Origin of the sequence: Microbacterium sp. BWR-S6Y (genome assembly GCF_041379845.1) — a bacterium.
Lineage (GTDB): Bacteria > Actinomycetota > Actinomycetes > Actinomycetales > Microbacteriaceae > Microbacterium > Microbacterium hydrothermale.
The window spans coordinates 330,567-351,119 of record NZ_JBFECV010000003.1; the positions used below are offsets into that span (position 1 = coordinate 330,567).

The following is a 20,553-nucleotide window of genomic DNA, read 5'->3' on the forward strand; positions in this document are numbered from 1 at the left end:
GAAAGGTACGCCCCGAGCGTCGTCATCCGCCCCGAACCCGCGCGCACGACCCACCCGATACCCCTCGGCACAGGCCGAGCGGGCGTCGGCTAGAATAAGAGGATGCTTCGGCGCTCCAGCGCCGCATCCACCCCATCCGCCGAACCAGGAGGTTCCCCATGGCCGGACGTGACAAGGGCATCATCGACCCGCCCATCGACGCTCTGCTCGACAAGGTCGACTCGAAGTACCAGCTCGTCATCTACGCGTCCAAGCGTGCGCGTCAGATCAACGACTACTACTCCGACCTTCACGAGGGCAACCTCTTCGACAACGTCGGCCCGCTCGTCGACTCCACCGTCGAAGACAAGCCGCTCACCATCGCTCTGCACGAGATCCACGAGGACAAGCTGCGCCTTCGCGCCGCCGAGTGATCTGTTCACAGATGTGACGATGCCCCGGGCGGCCACGCGCCGCCCGGGGCATACTTGTGCCCGTCCCCGCCCCTTCAGCCCTCCGGAGTCGCCTTGACCGACCTGCGCCTGTTCACGTCCGAGTCCGTCACCGAAGGACACCCCGACAAGATCTGCGACCAGATCTCCGACAGCATCCTCGACGCGATCCTCACCGACGACCCCACCGGCCGCGTGGCCGTCGAGACCCTCGTGACGACGGGACTCGTGCACGTCGCCGGCGAGGTGTCGACCAGCGCGTACGTCGAGATCCCCGCAATCGTGCGCGACGTCGTGAACCGCATCGGGTACACCTCGAGCGACACCGGGTTCGACGGCGAGTCGTGCGGCGTCAGCGTGTCGATCGGCGCGCAGTCGTCCGACATCGCGGCGGGCGTGAACAAGGCCTTCGAGCAGCGCGAGCGCGGTTCCGTCGACCCGCGCGACCTGCAGGGCGCCGGCGACCAGGGCATCATGTTCGGTTTCGCCACCAACGAGACCCCCCAGCTCATGCCGATGGCGGCCTGGACCGCCCACCGCATCGCCGAGCGGTTGGCATCCGTCCGCAAAGACGGCTCGCTGCCGTTCCTCCGCCCCGACGGCAAGACGCAGGTGACCCTCGGCTACGACGGACTCGTTCCGCGCAGCGTCGATTCGGTCGTACTGTCGACTCAGCACCACCCCGACATCTCGCAGGAAGACCTGCGCGCCGAGGTGCAGGCCGCGGTGATCGATCCCGTCCTCGCCGAGACCGGGCTCGACCTGCCCGAGGTGAAGTACTACATCAACCCGGCCGGGCCCTTCGTCATCGGCGGCCCCAAGGGCGATGCCGGCCTGACCGGCCGCAAGATCATCATCGACACCTACGGCGGGGCCTCGCGCCACGGCGGCGGCGCGTTCAGCGGAAAGGACCCGTCCAAGGTCGACCGCTCCGCCGCGTACGCCATGCGCTGGGTCGCCAAGAACGCGGTCGCCGCGGGCCTGGCCGACCGCCTCGAGGTGCAGGTGGCCTACGCGATCGGCAAGGCGAACCCCGTCGGCCTGTACGTGGAGTCCTTCGGCACGGCGCACGTCGCCGACGACGTCATCGTGCGCGCGATCCGCGAGGTGTTCGACCTGCGTCCCGCCGCGATCGTCGAGCAGCTCGACCTGCTGCGCCCGATCTACGCGCAGACGGCGACCTACGGCCACTTCGGGCGCGAGCTGCCCGACTTCACGTGGGAGCGCACCGACCGCGTCGACGAGCTGCGCGCGGCCGCCGGACTCTGACGGTGCGCGGGGGACAGCACCCCGCGCGCGTCGGGTTCGCGTGCGGGGACGGCGCGAGCGGCGACGTCCTCTCGACGACGCGCGCGCGCCTTCAGGGCGCTCCCTCGTGAGCGAGCGCCGCGTCGCGCGAGTGCAGCTCGAATCGCCCGTTCCCCAGCTCGACCGCCTCTTCGACTACGCCGTCCCGCACCCCCTCGTCGCCGAGGTCGCCCCGGGCGTGCGGGTGAAGGTCCCGCTGCGATCGGCGGGTCGCATGATGGAGGCGTTCGTCGTCGAGGTCGTCGCCGACGACGGCACGGAACGCCCCCTGTCGTCGGTCGAGGCGGTGGTGTCCACGACGCCCGTGCTGCCCGCCTCGCTCTACACGCTCGCGCGGCGCGTGGCCGACCGCGCAGCGGGCTCGGTCAGCGACGTGCTGCGTCTCGCCGTCCCCAAGCGCATGGTGCGCGCCGAGAAGGCGTGGGCGGCGGCCCCCGCTCCCGAGACGCCCGACGTCGTGCCCGCCGCCCGCGCGCACGCCGACGCCGTGCTCGGCGCCTACCCCGGCCTCGCCGCGGCGATCGACGCGGGGGAGCGCCTCGCGGTCGACGCGCCGCCGCATCCGCATCCCGAGCTGCCGCGCGGCGCCTGGGCCGATCTGCTGGCCGCGGCCGCCACCCGCACGCTCGCCCGGGGCCGGAGCGCCGTGCTGGTCGTCCCCGACTACCGCGATCAGGCGCAGCTGCTGGCGGCCCTGACCGAGCTCGTGCCGGCCGACGCCATCGTGCGCGACGACGCCGACCAGTCCGGCCCCGCGCGCTACGCGCAGTACCTGCGCACCCTCGCCCCCGTTCCGTGCATCGTGGTCGGTCGACGCTCGGCCGTGTACGCCCCGGCACACGACACGGGCCTGGTCGCCCTGTGGGACGACGGCGACTCCCTCCTCGCCGAACCCCTGTCGCCGGGGGTGCACGCGCGCGATGCCGCCCTCGTACGCCAGGAGCTCGAACATTCCGCCCTCGTCTTCGCGGGGCACACGCGCACGACCGACGTGCAGCGTCTCGTCGACGTCGGCTACGTGCGCGAGGCCCCTCAGGCTCGGCGTCCCAGTCCGCGCGTCGTGCTCAGCGCGACGCGGGAGGGCGAGCAGCGCCAGTCGCGCGTGCCGTCGTCGGCCTTCGCCGCCGCGCGCGAGGCGCTGCAGCACGGTCCCGTGCTCGTTCAGGTCGCCCGGCCGGGGTACGCGCCATCCCTCGTGTGCGCCGACTGCCGGCGCCCCGCGCGGTGCGCGCACTGCGCCGGTCCGCTGCGGGCCGCCCGTCCGGGCGTCACGCCGGTGTGCGCCTGGTGCGGACGCAGCGCGCACGCGTGGACGTGCGGGCACTGCGGGTCGGCGAAGCTGCGCATGGCCTCCTCCGGAAGCGAGCGCACCGCCGACGAGCTGGGCCGCGCCTTCCCGAACACCCGGGTGATCGTGGCCGACGGCGCGCATCCCGTGGCCGAGGTCGACGCCGCACCGGCCCTCGTCATCGCCACGCGCGGAGCCGAGCCTCTCGCTCGCGGGGGCTATCGCGCGGTCATCCTCCTCGACGGCGATCGCATGCTGCAGAACGAGGCCCTGCGCATCGGCGAGCACTGCCTGCGGTGGTGGTCGAATGCAGCCGCCCTGGCCGCCCCCGGCGCCCCGGTGCACCTGGTCGGCGTCGCGGGACCCGTCGCGCGAGCGCTCGCGACCTGGACCCAGCCCGCGTACGCGCGCGCGGAGCTCTCCGACCGCGTCCCCCTGCGGATGCCGCCCGCCGTGCGCGTCGCGAGCGTCGACGGACACGCCCGGAGCGTCGACACCCTCCTGGCCTCCCTGCGCGAGACGGTTCCCGATCTCGACGCCCTCGCGGTGCTCGGTCCCGTCGACACCTCGACCGACCCCGACACCTCGACGGCCCGCGCGCTCGTGCGTTTCGACTACGCCCACGGGCGTGCCGTCGCCGAGGCCCTGCGGGCCGGCGTGATCGCCGACGCCCTCCGCGCGCGCAAGCCCCGCAAGGATCGAGGTCCGCGCCCGCGCAGTACGCTCAGAGTCCGCCTCGACATCCCCGAGCCCGACCTCTGAGCGCGCCCGCACCCGTCCGCCCGCTCTCGAGAGTCTGAGGAGACCCATGCGCCTCGTCTTCGCCGGCACCCCCGCCGTCGCCGTCCCGTCGCTGCGTGCCCTGGCATCCGGCCCGCACGACGTCGCCGCGGTCGTCACCCGCACCGACGCCCCGCTCGGACGCAAGCGCGTCCTCACCCCCTCGCCGGTCGCGCAGGCCGCCGACGAGCTCGGCCTGCCCGTCGTCAAGACCGACCGCCTCGACGCCGACGCGACCGCGCGCATCGCCGCCCTCGAGCCCGAGCTCGGCGTGATCGTGGCGTACGGCGGTCTCGTGCGCGAGCCGCTGCTGTCGACGCCCGCGCACGGCTGGATCAATCTGCACTTCTCGCTGCTGCCGCGGTGGCGGGGCGCCGCCCCGGTGCAGCGCGCCCTGATGGCTGGCGACCCCGTGACGGGAGCGAGCGTCTTCCAGCTCGTCGCCGCCCTCGACGCGGGAGACGTCTTCGCCGAGGAGCGCTACGAGGTCCCGACGGGGGCGACCTCGGCCGACGTGCTCGACGCCCTCGCCGAGATCGGCGCGCCACTGCTCGCCCGCGTCGTCGACACGATCGCGGACGGCACCGCCGTCGCCGTCCCGCAGGTCGGGGAGCCCACCCTCGCCCCGAAGCTCACCCTCGACGACGGGGCGCTCGACCTCACCCGCGATGCGGCGGCGCTGCTGCACCAGATCGCGGGCGTCACCCCCGAGCCCGGCGCCCACACGCTTTTCGAGGGCGCGCGGTTCAAGGTGCTGCGCGCCTCGGCGTCGGACGCGCCGCCGATCCCGCCCGGTCGGGTGGTGGCATCCGGCAAAGAGGTCCTCGTCGGCACCGGCACCGCTCCGCTGCGCCTCGACAGCGTGCAGCCCGCGGGCAAGGGCGCGATGAACGCGGGCGACTGGCTGCGCGGCCTGCGCGTCGACCAGCCGGTGCTCGGCGCATGAGCGTGCAGGGAGCCCGGGCGGCCGCCTACGAGGTGCTGCGTGCCGTCTCGGGAGACGAGGCGTACGCGAATCTGCTGCTGCCGCACGCGATCTCGCGACAGGGCCTGGATGCCAAGGACGCGGGCCTCGCGACGGAGCTGACCTACGGCACGCTCCGCCGCCGAGGCACGTACGACGCGATCATCGCGATCGCCGCCGACCGCACGGTCGACCGGATCGACCCCGCGGTCCTCGACGCGCTGCGCCTGGGCGTACACCAGCTGCTCTCCACGCGCGTGGCCTCGCACGCGGCGGTCAACGAGTCGGTCGAGCTCGCCCGACGTCACGGCGGCGGGCGCGGAGCCGCCGGCTTCGCCAACGCCGTCCTGCGCCGCGTCTCGCGCGACAACCCGGGTCACTGGATGGAGCGCATCGCCGCGGCGGCGCGCAGCGACGACGAGCGCATCGGCCTCACGACCTCGCACCCGGTGTGGATCGTGCGGGCTCTGCGCCGCGCCCTGACCGCGGAGGGACGCGCCGACGAGCTGCCCGGTCTGCTCGAGGCCGACAACGTCGCCCCGCGGGTCGCGATGATCGCCCTGCCCGGGCTGGCGGAGGTCCCCGACGACGCCACTCCCGCGCGCTTCGCGCCGACGGCGTTCACCACGCGCGGGGGCGACCCCGAGCACCTCATCCGCGAAACGGGCGGGCGCGTCCGCGTGCAGGACGAGGGCTCGCAGCTCGCCGCCCTCGCTCTCAGCCGGGCCGTCCCGGTGCGCGCGGGGGAGCGCTGGCTCGACCTGTGCGCGGGACCGGGCGGGAAGACCGCGCTGCTGGCCGCGGAGGCCCTCGCCCACGGCGCCCGACTGGATGCCAACGAGATCGCGCCCGCGCGAGCGGGACTCGTGCGCCAGGCCGTGGCATCCGTCCCCCTCGAGGTCGAGGTCAGCGAAGAGGACGGGCGCGAGCGCGCGGCCCGCGCGGCGGGGGAGTACGACCGCATCCTCGTCGACGCCCCGTGCACCGGGATCGGGGCGCTGCGCCGCCGACCCGAGGCGCGTTGGCGCAAGACGCCGGCGGACGTGCCCGATCTGACCGAGCTGCAGCGCGAGCTCGTGCTCTCCGCGTTCGACGCGCTCGCTCCCGGCGGGATCCTGGCGTACGTCACGTGCTCGCCGCACCTGGCCGAGACCTCCGGCGTGCTCGCCGAGGTGACGCGCACGCTCGGCGACGCGGTCGAGGAGCTCGATGCGCGCGCCGTCGTGCGGGAGGTGGCGATGGACGACATCGACCTGCCCGACCAGGCCGACGGCTCGCTCCGCGCCCAGCTGTGGCCGCACCGGCACGGGACGGATGCGATGTCGATCGCCCTGCTGCGCAAGCGCTGACGCGCCCGCGCGGCATCCGTGCTCCTGAACGCTCCCGCAACGCATTTTCGAGCACGGATGCCGCTCACCGACCCGGGACGCGATGGAACCGGCACATGCGGGGTCTCGCGCCCATAATGGTCGGGTGCCTACCGACGCCCCGCGCATCAACCCGAGCATCCTGGCCGCCGACTTCGTGAACATGGAGGCCGAGCTCGCCCGCATCGCGGGAGCCGACTTCGTCCACGTCGACGTGATGGACAACCATTTCGTGCCGAACCTCACGTTCGGACCGCAGATGGTGGGTCGCATCCAGGAGACGAGCCCCGTGCCCCTGGACGTGCACCTGATGATCGACGACCCCGACCGCTGGGCTCCGGCGTACGCCGAGCTGGGCGCGGCATCCGTCACCTTCCACCTCGAGGCCGCGGCCTCGCCCGTCGCCCTCGCCCGTCAGCTGCGCGCGATCGGCGCGCGCGCCGGCGTCGCGGTCAAGCCGGGGACCCCCGTCGAGAACCTCTTCGACTCGCTCAACGAGTTCGACCAGATCCTCGTCATGACCGTGGAGCCGGGCTTCGGCGGACAGTCGTTCATGCCCGAGACGATGCCGAAGCTGCGCGCCCTCGCCGACGAGGCGAAGCGCCGCGGCTCGAGCGTCTGGCTGCAGGTCGACGGCGGAATCGGCGAGTCGACCATCGCCCAGGCCGCCGAGGCCGGGGCCGACACGTTCGTCGCGGGATCCGCCGTATTCGGCTCCGACGACCCCGATCGCGCGATCCAGTCGCTGCGCGCCTCCGCCGCCCGCCACCGCCACTGATGCGCCGCCGCGACTGACGGCATCGCCGCGAGCTCGATAAACGCCGTTTGTGCCGAGACACGCCGCGTCGCCGCGTGTCTCGCGAGGAACGGCGTTTATCGGGGTGGGAGCGGCGAAGCTCGCGACAGCCCCCGCGCCGTCGGACTCTCCTCGATAAACGGAGTTCCTGCCCAGGAACGCCGCCTCGCCGCATTTCCCGCACGGAACGGCGTTCCTCGAGGCCGGACACCGTCGGCGCCGCTCCGCGGACGACCCCACCCCCGCCGACCCGATACCCTGGAGGGGTGAAGACCTTCGACGACCTGTTCGCGGAACTCAGCGCCAAGGCCGTCGAGCGACCCGAGGGGTCCGGCACCGTGGCCCAGCTCGACGCGGGCGTGCACGCCATCGGCAAGAAGATCGTCGAAGAGGCCGCCGAGGTGTGGATGGCCGCCGAGTACGAGTCCGACGAGGCCGCGGCCGAGGAGATCTCGCAGCTGCTGTACCACCTGCAGACGCTCATGCTCGCGAAGGGCCTGTCGCTCGAAGACGTCTACCGACATCTCTGAGCCCGGCTCTCCGTCCCCTCGTCGCCGCCTGTCGCGGCGCGAGTCGCCCACACGCTCACCCCACACGAAAGCCCCCGTCATGCTGCGAATCGCCGTGCCGAACAAGGGGTCGCTCGCCGAGACCGCCGCCGAGATGCTCTCGGAGGCCGGATACACCGGACGACGCGACTCGAAGGACCTGTACACCGTCGACCCCGTCAACGAGGTCGAGTTCTTCTACCTGCGCCCCCGCGACATCGCGACCTACGTCGGCTCCGGCGCGCTGGATGTCGGCATCACGGGCCGCGACCTGCTGCTCGATGCCCGCATGCCCGGTGCCCGCGAGATCGAGTCGCTCGGCTTCGCCGGCTCGACGTTCCGCTTCGCCGGCCGCCCCGGTCGCTTCACCGACATCGCCGACCTCGAGGGCCTGCGCGTCGCGACGGCCTACCCCGGCCTGGTCGACGCCTTCCTCGACGAGCGCGGCATCGCCGTCGACATCGTGCCGCTCGACGGCGCGGTCGAGTCCGCCGTGCAGCTCGGAGTCGCGGATGCCGTGGCCGACGTCGTCTCCACCGGCACCACGCTCCGCCAGGCGGGGCTCGAGATCTTCGGCCCCGTGCTGCTCGAGAGCGACGCCGTCCTGATCGCCGGCCCCCAGGAGGCCGAGGGCACCGAGACGTTGCTGCGGCGCCTGCGCGGCGTGCTCGCCGCCCGCAAGTACGTGCTCATCGACTACGACCTGCCCGCCGCCCTCGTCGAGCAGGCGGTGGCCGTGGCCCCGGGCCTCGAGTCGCCCACGATCTCGCCGCTGCGCGACCCCGAGTGGGTCGCCGTGCGGGTGATGAGCCCGCGCCGCGACGTGAACCAGGTCATGGACGCGCTCTACGCGATCGGCGCGCGCGCGATCCTCGTCACCGAGATCCTCGCCGCGAGGCTCTGATGACCCTCGCGCGTCGCGTCATCCCCTGCCTCGACGTCGCCGCGGGCCGCGTCGTCAAGGGCGTCAACTTCCTCGACCTGCGCGACATGGGCGACCCGGTCGAGCTGGCGAAGCTGTACTTCGACCAGGGCGCCGACGAGGTCACCTTCCTCGACGTCACGGCCACCGTCGACGAGCGCTCAACGACCTACGACGTCGTGCGCCGCACCGCCGAGCAGGTCTTCATCCCGCTCACGGTCGGCGGGGGAGTCCGCTCCGCCGACGATGTCGCGCGCCTGCTCGCGGTCGGCGCCGACAAGATCGGCGTCAACTCCGCCGCGATCGCGCGCCCGGCCCTGATCGACGAGATCGCCGATCGCTTCGGCGCGCAGGTGATCGTGCTCTCTCTCGACGTCAAGCGGGCGGCATCCACGCCCTCCGGCTTCGTCGTGACCACCCACGGCGGGCGCACCGAGACCACCCTCGATGCCCTCGAGTGGGCGCGCGAGGCCGTCGAGCGCGGAGCCGGCGAGCTGCTGGTCAACTCGATCGACGCCGACGGCACGAAGCAGGGATTCGACCTCGAGCTCGTCCGCCTCATGCGCCAGGTCGCCGCGGTCCCCGTGATCGCGTCGGGCGGGGCGGGAGCCCTCGAGCACTTCGCCCCGGCCGTGCAGGCCGGCGCCGACGCCGTGCTCGCGGCATCCGTGTTCCACTCCGGTCAGCTGACCGTGGGACAGGTGAAGGACGCCATGGCCGCCGAAGGGATCGAGGTACGCCGATGAGCATCGACCGCGTGACGTACAACGCCGACGGCCTGGTGCCGGCGGTCATCCAGCAGTTCGACTCGCGCGAGGTGCTGATGATGGGGTGGATGGATGCCGAGGCCCTGAACCGCACGCTTACCTCCGGCCGCGTGACGTTCTGGTCGCGCTCGCGTCAGGAGTACTGGCGCAAGGGCGACACCTCCGGCCACATCCAGCTCGTGAAGGGCGCGCGGCTCGACTGCGACGGCGACACGCTGCTGATCGAGGTCGACCAGATCGGCGCCGCGTGCCACACCGGCGATCACACCTGCTTCGACGCCGACGACCTGCACCCGGTCGTGGGGGAGCGCTGATGCGACGCGCCCGGTCCACGGCGGTGCTGGCGATGCTGGCCGCCGGGGCGATCGGCGTCATCGCGTCGACCCAGACGTGGATCGACGTCACCCTCGACGACGGCGCCCAGCAGACCATCGCGGTCTCGGGTGCCGACGCCCTGCCGGTGCTCACGCCGCTGAGTCTCGCCGCCCTCGCCCTGGGCGCGGCGCTGTCGATCGTCGGCCCCGTGCTCCGTTATCTGTTCGGGGTGCTCGGCATCCTGATCGCGGGTCTCGTGGGAGCCGGCACCGCGCAGCTGCTGTTCGCCACGCCCGTGTCGGCGACGGCCGCGGCGGTCACCGAGGCGACGGGGATCTCGGGAACGGATGCCGTCGCCTCGCTCGTGAGCGGTCTGTCGCTGACCCCGTGGCCCGCCGTGACGCTGCTGGCCCAGGTCGTGCTTGCCGCCGCCGCCGTGTTCACGCTCGTCACCGCCCGTCGCTGGGCCTCGGGCGCGAGCCGCAAGTACCGCACGGCCGAGGAGGCCGGCGTCGCCGTGGACCGCCCGCACGACGCGATCGACTCGTGGGACGACCTCTCGCGCGGCGACGACCCCACCGCCTGAGCCGAGGCCGCTGCGGCGCGAGGAACACCGTTCCGCGCGAGACACGCCACGACACCGCGTGTCTCGACCCGATCAGCGTTTCTCGACGGTCAGCGCGGCGACGACCCCCGCCGCCAGAGCCCAACCTCGCGACATCGAGACGTCGGCGGGAGACACGCACCGCGCTTCGATAGACTGGGGGAACGCTTTCCCCGCGCTCGCGCGCGACTGTTAGGAGTCCCATGAGCAACCCCATCGGCGATCCCGGCCACGGACACTCGCCCGCCGCCTGGACGGCCGTGATCATCATGCTGCTCGCGATCACGCTCGGCACGCTGTTCTTCTGGTTCGACATGCCCGTTCTGGTGTGGGCGTCGGTGGGTCTGCTCGTCGTCGGTGCGATCGTCGGCTGGGTCATGACCAAGGCCGGTTACGGCGCGAACGGCGCGAAGTCCAACCCGAAGGCGCACTGACCGTGCTGGCCGATCTGACGGCCGGAGCGGTGGAGGATGCCGAGCAGCGCGCCCAGTCGCGCCCGCTCGCGGAGGTCGAACGCGACGCCCTCGCGCAGACCCCGGCCCGTGACGCGCTGGCCATGCTGGCCCCCGCCGATCGCGTGAAGATCATCGCCGAGGTCAAGCGGGCGAGCCCCTCGCGCGGCGATCTCGCGGCGATCCCCGACCCCGCTCGGCAGGCGCGCCTGTACGAAGAGGGTGGCGCGTCGGCGATCTCGGTGCTCACCGAGGGACGCAAATTCAAGGGCAGCCTCGCCGACCTCGAGGCCGTCCGCGCCTCGGTGAGCGTCCCGGTGCTGCGCAAAGACTTCATCGCCACGCCCTACCAGGTGCTCGAGGCGCGCGCGTCGGGTGCCGACCTGGTGCTGCTCATCGTCGCGGCCCTCGACGACAAGACCCTCGGCGAGCTCTACGGCCTCGTCACCGACCTGGGCATGACCGCCCTCGTCGAGACGCACTCAGCCGACGAGCTCGAGCGCGCCGCGCAGCTCGGGGCGAAGCTCATCGGCGTCAACGCCCGCAACCTCTCCACCTTCGAGCTCGACCGCGACCTGTTCGGGTCTCTCGCCGAGCGCTTCCCGGCCGACGCGATCAAGATCGCCGAGTCGGCCGTCCTCGCCCCCGCCGACGTCGCCCACTACCGCGCAGCGGGAGCCGACGTCGTGCTCGTGGGGGAGGCCCTCGTGACCGGCGATCCGGTCGCCACCCTCCGTGCGTTCCTCCAGGAGACGTCATGACCACCGCTCCCACCCAGACCCTGCGCGATCAGAAGGGGCCGTTCTTCGGCGACTTCGGCGGCCGCTACATGCCCGAATCGCTCATCGCGGCGATCGACGAGCTCACCGCGGTCTACGAGTCGGCGATGGCCGACCCGGAGTTCCACGCCGAGCTGCGCGCGCTCCTGCACGACTACGCGGGTCGCCCGTCCGTGCTCACCGAGGTCCCGCGCTTCGCCGAGCACGCCGGGGGAGCGCGCGTCTTCCTCAAGCGCGAAGACCTCAACCACACCGGCTCGCACAAGATCAACAACGTGCTCGGCCAGGCGCTGCTCACCAAGCGCCTCGGCAAGACACGCGTGATCGCCGAGACCGGCGCCGGCCAGCACGGGGTCGCCACCGCGACCGCGGCCGCGCTGTTCGGGCTCGACTGCGTCATCTACATGGGCGAGGTCGACACCGAGCGCCAGGCCCTCAACGTCGCGCGCATGCGCCTGCTGGGCGCCGAGGTCGTGCCGGTCACGACGGGCTCGCGCACCCTCAAGGACGCCATCAACGAGGCATACCGCGACTGGGTCGCCTCGGTCGAGACGACCAACTACATCTTCGGCACCGCCGCGGGTCCGCACCCGTTCCCGGCGATGGTGCGCGACTTCCAGAAGATCATCGGCGAAGAGACCCGCGCCGAGTTCCTCGAGCGGCTCGGCCGCCTCCCCGACGCCGTCTTCGCGTGCGTCGGCGGCGGCTCCAACGCGATCGGCATGTTCGACGCGTTCCTCGACGACGAGGGCGTGGCCCTCTACGGCGTCGAGGCGGCCGGCGACGGCGTCGACACGCCCAAGCACGCGGCCTCCATCGGTCGGGGGCGCCCGGGCGTGCTGCACGGCGCGCGCACGTACGTGCTGCAGGACGAAGACGGGCAGACCACCGAGTCGCACTCGATCTCGGCGGGTCTGGACTACCCCGGCGTCGGCCCCGAGCACGCGTGGCTCGCCGACATCGGCCGCGCCCAGTACATCCCGGCGACCGACGACGAGGCCATGCAGGCCCTGCGGCTGCTGTCGCGCACCGAGGGCATCATCCCCGCGATCGAGTCCGCCCACGCCCTCGCCGGCGCCCTGCGCATCGGCCGCGAGCTGGGTCCGGATGCCGTGATCGCGATCAACCTGTCCGGTCGCGGTGACAAAGACATGGACACCGCCGCCCGGTACTTCGACCTGTACGACGCCGAGCACGCCCCCGAGACCGTCGAGGGTCGAGCGCAGACGCGCGCGGCCGAGACCGTGGCATCCGCACCGGGATCGCCGGTCGACGTGACGGCTGCGCCCGACGCGGCCAGCGGAGCGGGGGTCGAGCTGTGACCTCCCGCGTCGCCGCGGCGATCGACGCCGCCCACGCCGAGGGGCGCGGGGCGTTCGTGGGCTACCTGCCCGCCGGGTACCCCGACGTGGCCACCAGCATCGAGGCGGCCGTCGCCCTCGCCGAGGCCGGCGCCGACGTCATCGAGCTCGGCCCGCCCTACAGCGATCCGGTGATGGACGGCCTGGTCATCCAGGAGGCCACGCAGACGGCGCTCGCGAACGGGTTCCGCATGCGCGACCTCTTCACGATCATCCGCGAGGTCACGGCGCGCACCGAGGTGCCGATCCTCGTCATGACGTACTGGAACCTCGTCGAGCAGTACGGCGTCGACCGCTACGCCGACGAACTCGTCGCCGCGGGCGGTGCGGGCCTGATCACGCCCGACATCACCCCCGACGCGGGAGCCGCGTGGATCGCCGCGAGCGAGCGCACCGGCCTCGACCGCGTGTTCCTCGCCGCGCCGACCTCGTCCGACGAGCGGATCGAGATGATCGTCGAGGCCTCCACGGGCTTCGTGTACACCGTCTCGACCATGGGGATCACGGGGGAGCGGGCCTCGCTCGACGCCGCCGCGCGCGGTCTCGTGGAGCGCCTGCGGACCTTCGGGGCGCAGCACGCGTGCGTGGGCATCGGCATCTCGAACGCCGAGCAGGTCGCCGGCGTCGTGGAGTACGCCGACGGGGCGATCGTGGGCACGGCGCTGGTCAAGGCGCTGCGCGACGGCGGCGTCGAGGGCCTCTCCTCGCTCGCGAGAGAGCTGTCCGCGGGCGCCGTTCAGCGCGCCTAGACTCGTCTGCATGACGTTCGCCCTCTCGAGCGCCGCCTCCGGCGTGCTCGCCAGCATCCCGAGTCCGTCGATCTCCTACGTCGACCTCGGTCCGCTCCGCATCCACTTCTATGCCCTGTGCATCGTCGCGGGCATCATCGTCGCGGTGCTCCTCACGAACGCCCGTCTGACGCGACGCGGCGCCGAGAAGTGGGTCGTCATCGACATCTGCATCCTGGCGGTGCCGCTCGCGATCATCGTCGCGCGCATCTACCACGTGGTCACCCACCTGGGCTTCTACTTCGGCCCCGGCTCCAACCCGTGGAACATCACGCAGCCGGGATCCGTGTGGGCCATCTGGGAGGGCGGGATCGCGATCTACGGTGCCCTCATCGGCGGCGCGATCGGCGCGATCCTCGGATGCCGCTGGACCGGCATCCGCTTCTGGACCTTCGCCGACGCCCTCGCCCCGGGCCTCATCATCGCCCAGGCCATGGGCCGCTTCGGCAACTGGTTCAACCAGGAGCTCTTCGGCCAGCCGACCGACGCGCCCTGGGGCCTGGAGATCGCCGCGGGCAACCCGGCCATCCCCGTCGGACTGCCAGCCGGCACTCTTTTCCAGCCGACTTTCCTCTACGAGGTCATCTGGAACCTGCTCGGCGCCGCGGTGATCCTGTACGTCGGAAAGCGCTTCACCCTGCAGTGGGGCAAGCAGTTCGCGATTTACCTCGTCTGGTACTCCGCGGGCCGCATCGTCTGGGAATCCATTCGCATCGACCCCAGCGACATCATCCTCGGCCTGCGCACGAACGTCTGGGCCGCGATCTTCGGCGTCATCCTCGGCATCGTCATCTTCGCCGTGCAGTCGCGCCGCCACCACGGTCTCGAGCCCTCGGCGTACGTGCCCGGGCGCGAGTCCAAGGCTCCGGGGGCTGTAGACTCAGGCGACCCCTCTGACTTCGTCGACGTGAGCGAGCCGCCCGCGACGAGCGACACCGTCGGCACGAGCGCCACAAGCAGCCCCGCCACGAACTAACTCTCTGGGCCGACGTCGTCCCATTCGAAGCATCAACGTGAGGACGGTTGATATGGCTTCCAGCCTGCGCTCCGACACCGTCGGAGGAGCATTCCCCGCCCGACAGGGAATGTACGACCCGTCGTTCGAGAAAGACGCCTGTGGCCTCGCCATGGTCGCCACTCTCCGCGGCGAAGCCGGTCACGACATCATCGACCTGGCGCTGACGGCGCTGCGCAACCTCGAGCACCGCGGCGCCATCGGCTCCGACGCGGGCACCGGTGACGGCGCCGGCATCCTGACCCAGATGCCCGACGCGTTCCTGCGCGCCGTCGTCGACTTCGACCTGCCGCCGGTGGGGGAGTACGCCGCGGGCATGGTGTTCCTGCCGCTCGGTCACGACGAGCGCACCGCGATGAAGGCCGGCATCGAAGAGATCGCGCGTCACGAGAACCTTGAGGTCCTCGGCTGGCGCGAGGTGCCCGTCGAGACAGAGAACCTCGGCAAGCTCGCCTACGAGGCGCGGCCCGCGTTCGAACAGCTCTTCGTGTCGCGGCCCGCGGTCGGCGACCAGCCCGCGCTGTCGGGCATCGCGCTCGACCGCCGCGTCTACCGTCTGCGCAAGCGCGCGCGTCACGAGCTCGAGGCGTACTTCGTCTCGCTCTCGAGCCGCACCCTCGGCTACAAGGGCATGGTCACGACGCTGCAGCTCGAGCCGTTCTACCCCGACCTGCAGGACGAGCGTTTCGCGTCCGAGCTCGCCGTGGTGCACTCGCGCTACTCGACCAACACCTTCCCGTCGTGGCCGCTCGCGCAGCCGCTGCGCATGCTCGCCCACAACGGCGAGATCAACACCGTCAAGGGCAACCGCAACTGGATGCGCGCGCGTCAGTCGCAGCTCGAGTCCGAGCTGATCGGCGACGTGCGTCCGCTGCTGCCGATCTGCACCGAGGGCGCCAGCGACTCGGCATCCTTCGACGAGGTGCTCGAGCTGCTGACCCTCACCGGTCGCAGCCTCCCGCACGCGATCATGATGATGGTGCCCGAGGCCTACGAGAAGCAGGCCTCGATCGACCCCGACCTGCGCGCCTTCTACGACTACCACTCCATGCAGATGGAGCCGTGGGACGGCCCCGCCGCGCTCATCTTCACCGACGGCACGCTCGTGGGCGCCACGCTCGACCGCAACGGTCTGCGCCCCGGCCGCTGGACCGAGACCACCGACGGCCTCGTCGTGATCGGGTCCGAGACCGGCGTGCTCGACTTCGCGCCCGAGCGCATCAAGCGCCGGGGTCGCCTGCAGCCGGGTCGCATGTTCCTCGTCGACACGGCGCAGCGCCGCATCGTCGAGGACGACGAGATCAAGGCCGACCTCGCCGCGCTCCAGCCGTGGGGCGAGTGGGTCGACAAGGGCCGCGTGAAGCTCAGCGAACTCCCCGAGCGCGAGCACATCGTGCACCCCATCGCCTCGATCACGCGGCGCCAGCGCACCTTCGGATACACCGAAGAAGAGGTGCGCATCCTGCTGACGCCGATGGGCCAGGGCGGCACCGAGCCGCTCGGCGCGATGGGCAGCGACGCGCCCGTCGCCGTCCTGAGCGACCGCCCGCGCCTGCTGTTCGACTACTTCTCGCAGCAGTTCGCGCAGGTCACCAACCCGCCGCTGGACTCGATCCGCGAAGAGGTCGTCACCTCGCTGTCGCTGGGTCTCGGCCCCGAGCGCAACCTCCTCGACTGGGGCCCCCAGCACACCCGCACGGTGACGCTCGACTTCCCCGTGATCGACAACGACGAGCTCGCCAAGATCCAGCACATCGACACCGCCCTGCCGGGGCGCTCGTCGGTGACGATCCGCGGCCTGTACCGCGTCGAGGCCGGCCACAAGGGCCTGCAGAAGCGCCTCACGCAGATGTGCACCGAGGTCGACCAGGCCATCGAGGACGGCGCCGAGTTCATCGTGCTCAGCGACCGCGACTCCAACAAGGACCTCGCGCCGATCCCGTCGCTGCTCATGCTCGCGGCCGTGCACCACCACCTCATCCGCAAAGAGACCCGCATGAAGGTGGGCCTCGTGGTCGAGGCCGGTGACGTGCGCGAGGTGCACCACGTCGCCACTCTCATCGGATACGGCGCGTCCGCGGTCAACCCGTACCTCGCGATGGAGACCGTCGAGTACCTCGTGCGTGCCGGCTTCATCACCGGCGTGACGCCCGAGAAGGCCGTCAAGAACCTCATCTACGCCCTCGGCAAGGGCGTGCTGAAGATCATGTCGAAGATGGGCATCTCCACGGTGTCGTCGTACGCGGGCGCCCAGGTGTTCGAGGCCGTCGGCCTCTCGCGCGAGTTCATCGACGCCTACTTCACCGGCACCGAGACCAAGCTCGGCGGTGTGGGACTCGATGTCATCGCCGCCGAGAACGCCGCTCGTCACGAGTACGCCTACCCCCAGGATGCCGCGGCGCGCGCGCACGAGCGCCTGTGGACCGGCGGCGAGTACCAGTGGCGTCGCGACGGCGCCCCGCACCTGTTCAACCCCGACACGGTGTTCCGCCTGCAGCACGCCACGCGCGAGCGCCGGTACGACATCTTCCGCGAGTACACGCAGCTGATCGACGACCAGGCGCACGAGCTGAAGACCCTGCGCGGCCTGTTCGGTCTGCGCACGGGGACGCGTCCGGCCGTGCCGATCGACGAGGTCGAGCCGGTCTCGGCGATCGTCAAGCGCTTCTCGACGGGGGCGATGAGCTACGGCTCGATCTCCCAGGAGGCGCACGAGGTCCTCGCCGTCGCGATGAACCGGATCGGCGGCAAGAGCAACACCGGTGAGGGCGGAGAAGACGTCGACCGTTTGCTCGACCCGACGCGGCGCAGTGCCATCAAGCAGGTGGCATCCGGTCGCTTCGGCGTCACGAGCCTGTACCTCACCGAGGCCGACGACATCCAGATCAAGCTCGCCCAGGGCGCCAAGCCCGGCGAGGGCGGTCAGCTGCCGCCGACCAAGGTGTACCCGTGGGTGGCGCGCACGCGTCACGCGACCGCCGGCGTGGGACTCATCTCGCCGCCGCCGCACCACGACATCTACTCGATCGAAGACCTCAAGCAGCTCATCTTCGACCTCAAGCGCGCCAACCCCTCGGCCCGCATCCACACGAAGCTGGTGAGCCAGTCGGGTATCGGGGCGGTCGCGGCGGGTGTCGCGAAGGCGCTGAGCGACGTCATCCTGGTCTCGGGTCAGGACGGCGGCACGGGCGCGAGCCCGATGAACTCGCTCAAGCACGCGGGCACGCCCTGGGAGCTCGGTCTCGCCGAGACGCAGCAGACGCTCATGCTCAACGGCATGCGCGACCGCGTCGTCGTGCAGGTCGACGGGCAGATGAAGACCGGTCGCGACGTCATCATCGGCGCTCTGCTGGGCGCCGAGGAGTTCGGCTTCGCCACCGCGCCCCTGGTCGTCTCGGGCTGCATCATGATGCGCGTGTGCCACCTCGACACGTGCCCCGTGGGCGTGGCGACGCAGAACCCCGTCCTGCGCCAGCGCTTCACGGGCAAGGCCGAGTACATCGTGAACTTCATGGAGTTCATCGCCCAGGAGGTGCGCGAGTACCTCGCCGCCCTCGGCTACCGCTCGATCGACGAGATCGTCGGCCGCGCGGAGCTGCTCGACGCCAACGAGGCGATCCAGCACTGGAAGGCGCGCGGCCTCAACCTCGCGCCGATCCTCGAGGGACCGCGCTTCGCCGACGACGAGCCGCGCCGCCACGCGCGCAATCAGGACCACGAGCTCGAGGACCACTTCGACGTGCAGCTCATCGAGCGCGCGCAGGATGTCATCGCGCACGGCGGTCAGCTCACGATCGACCTGCCCATCCGCAACACCGCCCGCGCGGTGGGGACCATGCTCGGCCACCACGTCACCAAGGCGCACGGCGAGCACGGCCTGCCGGAGAACTCGATCGACGTGCGCCTGACGGGTTCGGCCGGGCAGTCCTTCGGGGCGTTCATGCCCGCCGGCATCACGCTGCGCCTCGAGGGCGACTCCAACGACTACGTCGGCAAGGGGCTCTCGGGCGGAACGATCGTCGTGCGCCCGCCGCGCGGATCGACCTTCGCGGCGAGTGAGAACGTCATCGCCGGAAACGTCATCGGCTACGGTGCCACGCAGGGGCAGATGTTCCTGAACGGCGTCGTGGGGGAGCGCTTCCTCGTGCGCAACTCGGGTGCCACCGCGGTCGTCGAGGGCGTGGGCGACCACGCGCTCGAGTACATGACCGGCGGACTCGCCGTGATCCTCGGCGCCACGGGCCGCAACCTCGGCGCGGGCATGTCGGGCGGTCAGGCGTACGTCTACAAGCTCGACCGCGACAAGGTGAACCGCGAGGCCCTGGCATCCGGTGAGCTCGTCCTCGGCGCCCTCGGATCGGGGGATGCCGAGATCCTTCGCGACCTGCTCGCCAAGCACGTCGCGGAGACCGATTCCACGCTGGCCCGTCGTCTGCTCGACGACTTCGAGGCCGAGGTGGACAACTTCGTCCGGGTGCTGCCGCGCGACTACGCCGCCGTGCTGCAGACCCGCCAGGAGGCTGTCGCCGAGGGGCTCGACCCCGACGGCGACGTCGTCTGGACGCGCATTCTGGAGGTGACGGGTGGCTGACCCGAAGGGCTTTCTCAAGACCACGGAGCGCGAGCTCCCGAAGCGTCGACCGGTGCCCGTGCGCATCATGGACTGGAAAGAGGTGTACGAGCCGGGCGACTCGGCCGTCATCAAGCGCCAGGCCGGACGCTGCATGGACTGCGGCATCCCGTTCTGCCACAAGGGGTGCCCGCTCGGGAACCTGATCCCCGAGTGGAACGACCTGACGTGGCGCGGTGAGGGCCGCGCGGCGATCGAGCGCCTGCACGCGACGAACAACTTCCCGGAGTTCACCGGACGCCTGTGTCCCGCCCCGTGCGAGAGCTCGTGCGTGCTCGGCATCAACCAGCCGGCCGTCACGATCAAGCAGGTCGAGGTCTCGATCATCGACGAGGCGTTCGGCAACGGCTGGGTCGAGCCCGAGCCGCCGGAGCGTCTCACCGGCAAGACGGTCGCCGTCGTGGGGTCCGGTCCCGCCGGTCTCGCGGCCGCCCAGCAGCTCACGCGAGCGGGGCACACGGTCGCCGTCTTCGAGCGCGACGACCGCATCGGCGGCCTGCTGCGCTACGGCATCCCCGACTTCAAGATGGAGAAGCGCCACCTCGAGCAGCGGTTGCGCCAGATGCAGGCCGAGGGCACCCGCTTCCGCGCGGGCGTCGAGATCGGCAAGGACATCTCGTGGAGCGACCTGCGCGCCCGCTACGACGCCGTCGTGGTGGCCACGGGGTCGACCGTGCCGCGCGACCTGCCCATCCCCGGTCGCGACCTCGACGGCGTGCACTTCGCCATGGAGTACCTGATCGAGGGCAACAAGGCCGTCGCGGGCGACCAGATCCCGCAGCAGATCAGCGCCTCGGGCAAGCACGTCGTCGTCATCGGCGGCGGTGACACCGGCGCCGACTGCATCGGCACGGCCCACCGTCAGGGGGCGCTGAGCGTCACGAACCTCGCGATCGGCAAGCAGCCGCCCTCCGAGCGCCCGGCCGAGCAGCCGTGGCCGATGATGCCCAACCTCTTCGAGATGGCCTCCGCCCACGAGGAGGGCGGGGAGCGCACGTTCCTCGCCTCGACCGTGGAGTTCCTCGGCAACGCCGCGGGAGAGGTGCGCGCCCTGCGCGTCGCCGAGACCGAGTACGTCGACGGACGCCGCGTGCCCAAGAGCGGCACCGAGCGCGAGATCCCCGCCGACCTCGTGCTCATCGCGATGGGCTTCACCGGCCCCGAGCGCGAGCTGCTCGAGAGCCAGCTCGGCACGCAGTTCACGAACCGCGGCAACCTCGAGCGCGACGCGACCTACGCCACCACGACGCCCGGCGTGTTCGTCGCCGGCGACGCCGGACGCGGTCAGTCGCTCATCGTGTGGGCGATCGCCGAGGGCCGCGCGGCCGCCGCCGAGGTCGACACCTTCCTGATGGGCGAAACGGTGCTCCCCGCGCCGGTGCGCCCGACCGATGTCGCCATCGGCCTCCTGCCCGCCTAAGCTGGCAAGGGCCGATCG

18 protein-coding genes are annotated in these 20,553 nt (G+C 71.7%); all 18 read left to right on the top strand.

Annotation, left to right across the window (positions count from 1 at the left end):
- The first annotated feature begins 158 nt into the window (after window positions 1–158).
- The gene (rpoZ, locus tag AB1K56_RS08730) at window positions 159–413 is read left to right on the top strand and encodes a DNA-directed RNA polymerase subunit omega (RefSeq protein ID WP_055837405.1); all 255 of its coding nucleotides are present in this window, start codon (window positions 159–161) and stop codon (window positions 411–413) included.
- A 93-nt stretch (window positions 414–506) separates the two neighbouring features.
- A complete protein-coding gene (gene metK / locus AB1K56_RS08735; protein ID WP_371205327.1) occupies window positions 507–1,700 on the top strand; it encodes a methionine adenosyltransferase in 1,194 nt (397 codons plus the stop codon).
- 106 nt (window positions 1,701–1,806) lie between these two features.
- Window positions 1,807–3,789 carry a primosomal protein N' gene (locus AB1K56_RS08740; protein ID WP_371205328.1) on the top strand — a complete coding sequence of 661 codons (1,983 nt, stop codon included), beginning with the start codon at window positions 1,807–1,809 and terminating at the stop codon, window positions 3,787–3,789.
- Between the two features lie 46 nt (window positions 3,790–3,835).
- The gene (gene fmt, locus AB1K56_RS08745) at window positions 3,836–4,753 is read left to right on the top strand and encodes a methionyl-tRNA formyltransferase (RefSeq protein ID WP_371205329.1); all 918 of its coding nucleotides are present in this window, start codon (window positions 3,836–3,838) and stop codon (window positions 4,751–4,753) included.
- The gene (locus AB1K56_RS08750; RefSeq protein ID WP_371205330.1) at window positions 4,750–6,120 is read left to right on the top strand and encodes an RsmB/NOP family class I SAM-dependent RNA methyltransferase; all 1,371 of its coding nucleotides are present in this window, start codon (window positions 4,750–4,752) and stop codon (window positions 6,118–6,120) included. The genes fmt and AB1K56_RS08750 overlap by 4 nt, the downstream gene beginning before the upstream one ends.
- Before the next feature lie 82 nt (window positions 6,121–6,202).
- Window positions 6,203–6,916 carry a ribulose-phosphate 3-epimerase gene (gene rpe / locus AB1K56_RS08755; protein WP_371205331.1) on the top strand — a complete coding sequence of 238 codons (714 nt, stop codon included), beginning with the start codon at window positions 6,203–6,205 and terminating at the stop codon, window positions 6,914–6,916.
- 284 nt (window positions 6,917–7,200) lie between these two features.
- Window positions 7,201–7,464: a phosphoribosyl-ATP diphosphatase gene (locus AB1K56_RS08760; RefSeq protein ID WP_094732978.1), complete on the top strand. Its 264-nt coding sequence runs from the start codon at window positions 7,201–7,203 to the stop codon at window positions 7,462–7,464.
- Between the two features lie 79 nt (window positions 7,465–7,543).
- Window positions 7,544–8,386: an ATP phosphoribosyltransferase gene (hisG, locus tag AB1K56_RS08765; protein ID WP_371205332.1), complete on the top strand. Its 843-nt coding sequence runs from the start codon at window positions 7,544–7,546 to the stop codon at window positions 8,384–8,386.
- Window positions 8,386–9,150 carry an imidazole glycerol phosphate synthase subunit HisF gene (gene hisF / locus AB1K56_RS08770; RefSeq protein ID WP_295791165.1) on the top strand — a complete coding sequence of 255 codons (765 nt, stop codon included), beginning with the start codon at window positions 8,386–8,388 and terminating at the stop codon, window positions 9,148–9,150. Before hisG ends, hisF begins: the two co-directional genes overlap by 1 nt.
- Window positions 9,147–9,485 (top strand): phosphoribosyl-AMP cyclohydrolase, encoded by a 339-nt coding sequence (gene hisI, locus AB1K56_RS08775; RefSeq protein WP_371205333.1) that lies wholly within the window; start codon window positions 9,147–9,149, stop codon window positions 9,483–9,485. The genes hisF and hisI overlap by 4 nt, the downstream gene beginning before the upstream one ends.
- Complete coding sequence (locus AB1K56_RS08780) at window positions 9,485–10,072, top strand: Trp biosynthesis-associated membrane protein (protein ID WP_371205334.1); 588 nt, start codon at window positions 9,485–9,487, stop codon at window positions 10,070–10,072. Before hisI ends, AB1K56_RS08780 begins: the two co-directional genes overlap by 1 nt.
- 221 nt (window positions 10,073–10,293) lie before the next feature.
- Window positions 10,294–10,524 (top strand): DUF6704 family protein, encoded by a 231-nt coding sequence (locus AB1K56_RS08785; RefSeq protein ID WP_136585705.1) that lies wholly within the window; start codon window positions 10,294–10,296, stop codon window positions 10,522–10,524.
- Between the two features lie 2 nt (window positions 10,525–10,526).
- Window positions 10,527–11,303: an indole-3-glycerol phosphate synthase TrpC gene (gene trpC, locus AB1K56_RS08790; protein ID WP_371205335.1), complete on the top strand. Its 777-nt coding sequence runs from the start codon at window positions 10,527–10,529 to the stop codon at window positions 11,301–11,303.
- Window positions 11,300–12,643 (top strand): tryptophan synthase subunit beta, encoded by a 1,344-nt coding sequence (gene trpB / locus AB1K56_RS08795; protein ID WP_371205336.1) that lies wholly within the window; start codon window positions 11,300–11,302, stop codon window positions 12,641–12,643. Before trpC ends, trpB begins: the two co-directional genes overlap by 4 nt.
- The gene (trpA, locus tag AB1K56_RS08800) at window positions 12,640–13,431 is read left to right on the top strand and encodes a tryptophan synthase subunit alpha (RefSeq protein WP_371205337.1); all 792 of its coding nucleotides are present in this window, start codon (window positions 12,640–12,642) and stop codon (window positions 13,429–13,431) included. Before trpB ends, trpA begins: the two co-directional genes overlap by 4 nt.
- A gap of 10 nt (window positions 13,432–13,441) precedes the next feature.
- Window positions 13,442–14,446, top strand: coding sequence for a prolipoprotein diacylglyceryl transferase (lgt, locus tag AB1K56_RS08805; protein ID WP_371205338.1), 1,005 nt, complete (start codon window positions 13,442–13,444; stop codon window positions 14,444–14,446).
- 52 nt (window positions 14,447–14,498) lie between these two features.
- Entirely contained in the window at window positions 14,499–19,076 is a 4,578-nt protein-coding gene (gene gltB / locus AB1K56_RS08810; RefSeq protein WP_371205339.1) for a glutamate synthase large subunit, read from the top strand.
- Window positions 19,069–20,535, top strand: coding sequence for a glutamate synthase subunit beta (locus AB1K56_RS08815; RefSeq protein ID WP_371205340.1), 1,467 nt, complete (start codon window positions 19,069–19,071; stop codon window positions 20,533–20,535). The genes gltB and AB1K56_RS08815 overlap by 8 nt, the downstream gene beginning before the upstream one ends.
- The last annotated feature ends 18 nt before the right edge of the window (window positions 20,536–20,553 follow it).

Coding starts and splice junctions, on each gene's coding strand:
- hisF (WP_295791165.1), top strand. CDS start 8,386: ATGACCCTCGCGCGTCGCGTCATCCCCTGCCTCGACGTCGCCGCGGGC.
- gltB (WP_371205339.1), top strand. CDS start 14,499: ATGGCTTCCAGCCTGCGCTCCGACACCGTCGGAGGAGCATTCCCCGCC.
- AB1K56_RS08750 (WP_371205330.1), top strand. CDS start 4,750: ATGAGCGTGCAGGGAGCCCGGGCGGCCGCCTACGAGGTGCTGCGTGCC.
- trpB (WP_371205336.1), top strand. CDS start 11,300: ATGACCACCGCTCCCACCCAGACCCTGCGCGATCAGAAGGGGCCGTTC.
- rpe (WP_371205331.1), top strand. CDS start 6,203: ATGGAACCGGCACATGCGGGGTCTCGCGCCCATAATGGTCGGGTGCCT.
- AB1K56_RS08785 (WP_136585705.1), top strand. CDS start 10,294: ATGAGCAACCCCATCGGCGATCCCGGCCACGGACACTCGCCCGCCGCC.
- lgt (WP_371205338.1), top strand. CDS start 13,442: ATGACGTTCGCCCTCTCGAGCGCCGCCTCCGGCGTGCTCGCCAGCATC.
- fmt (WP_371205329.1), top strand. CDS start 3,836: ATGCGCCTCGTCTTCGCCGGCACCCCCGCCGTCGCCGTCCCGTCGCTG.
- hisG (WP_371205332.1), top strand. CDS start 7,544: ATGCTGCGAATCGCCGTGCCGAACAAGGGGTCGCTCGCCGAGACCGCC.
- rpoZ (WP_055837405.1), top strand. CDS start 159: ATGGCCGGACGTGACAAGGGCATCATCGACCCGCCCATCGACGCTCTG.
- hisI (WP_371205333.1), top strand. CDS start 9,147: ATGAGCATCGACCGCGTGACGTACAACGCCGACGGCCTGGTGCCGGCG.
- AB1K56_RS08780 (WP_371205334.1), top strand. CDS start 9,485: ATGCGACGCGCCCGGTCCACGGCGGTGCTGGCGATGCTGGCCGCCGGG.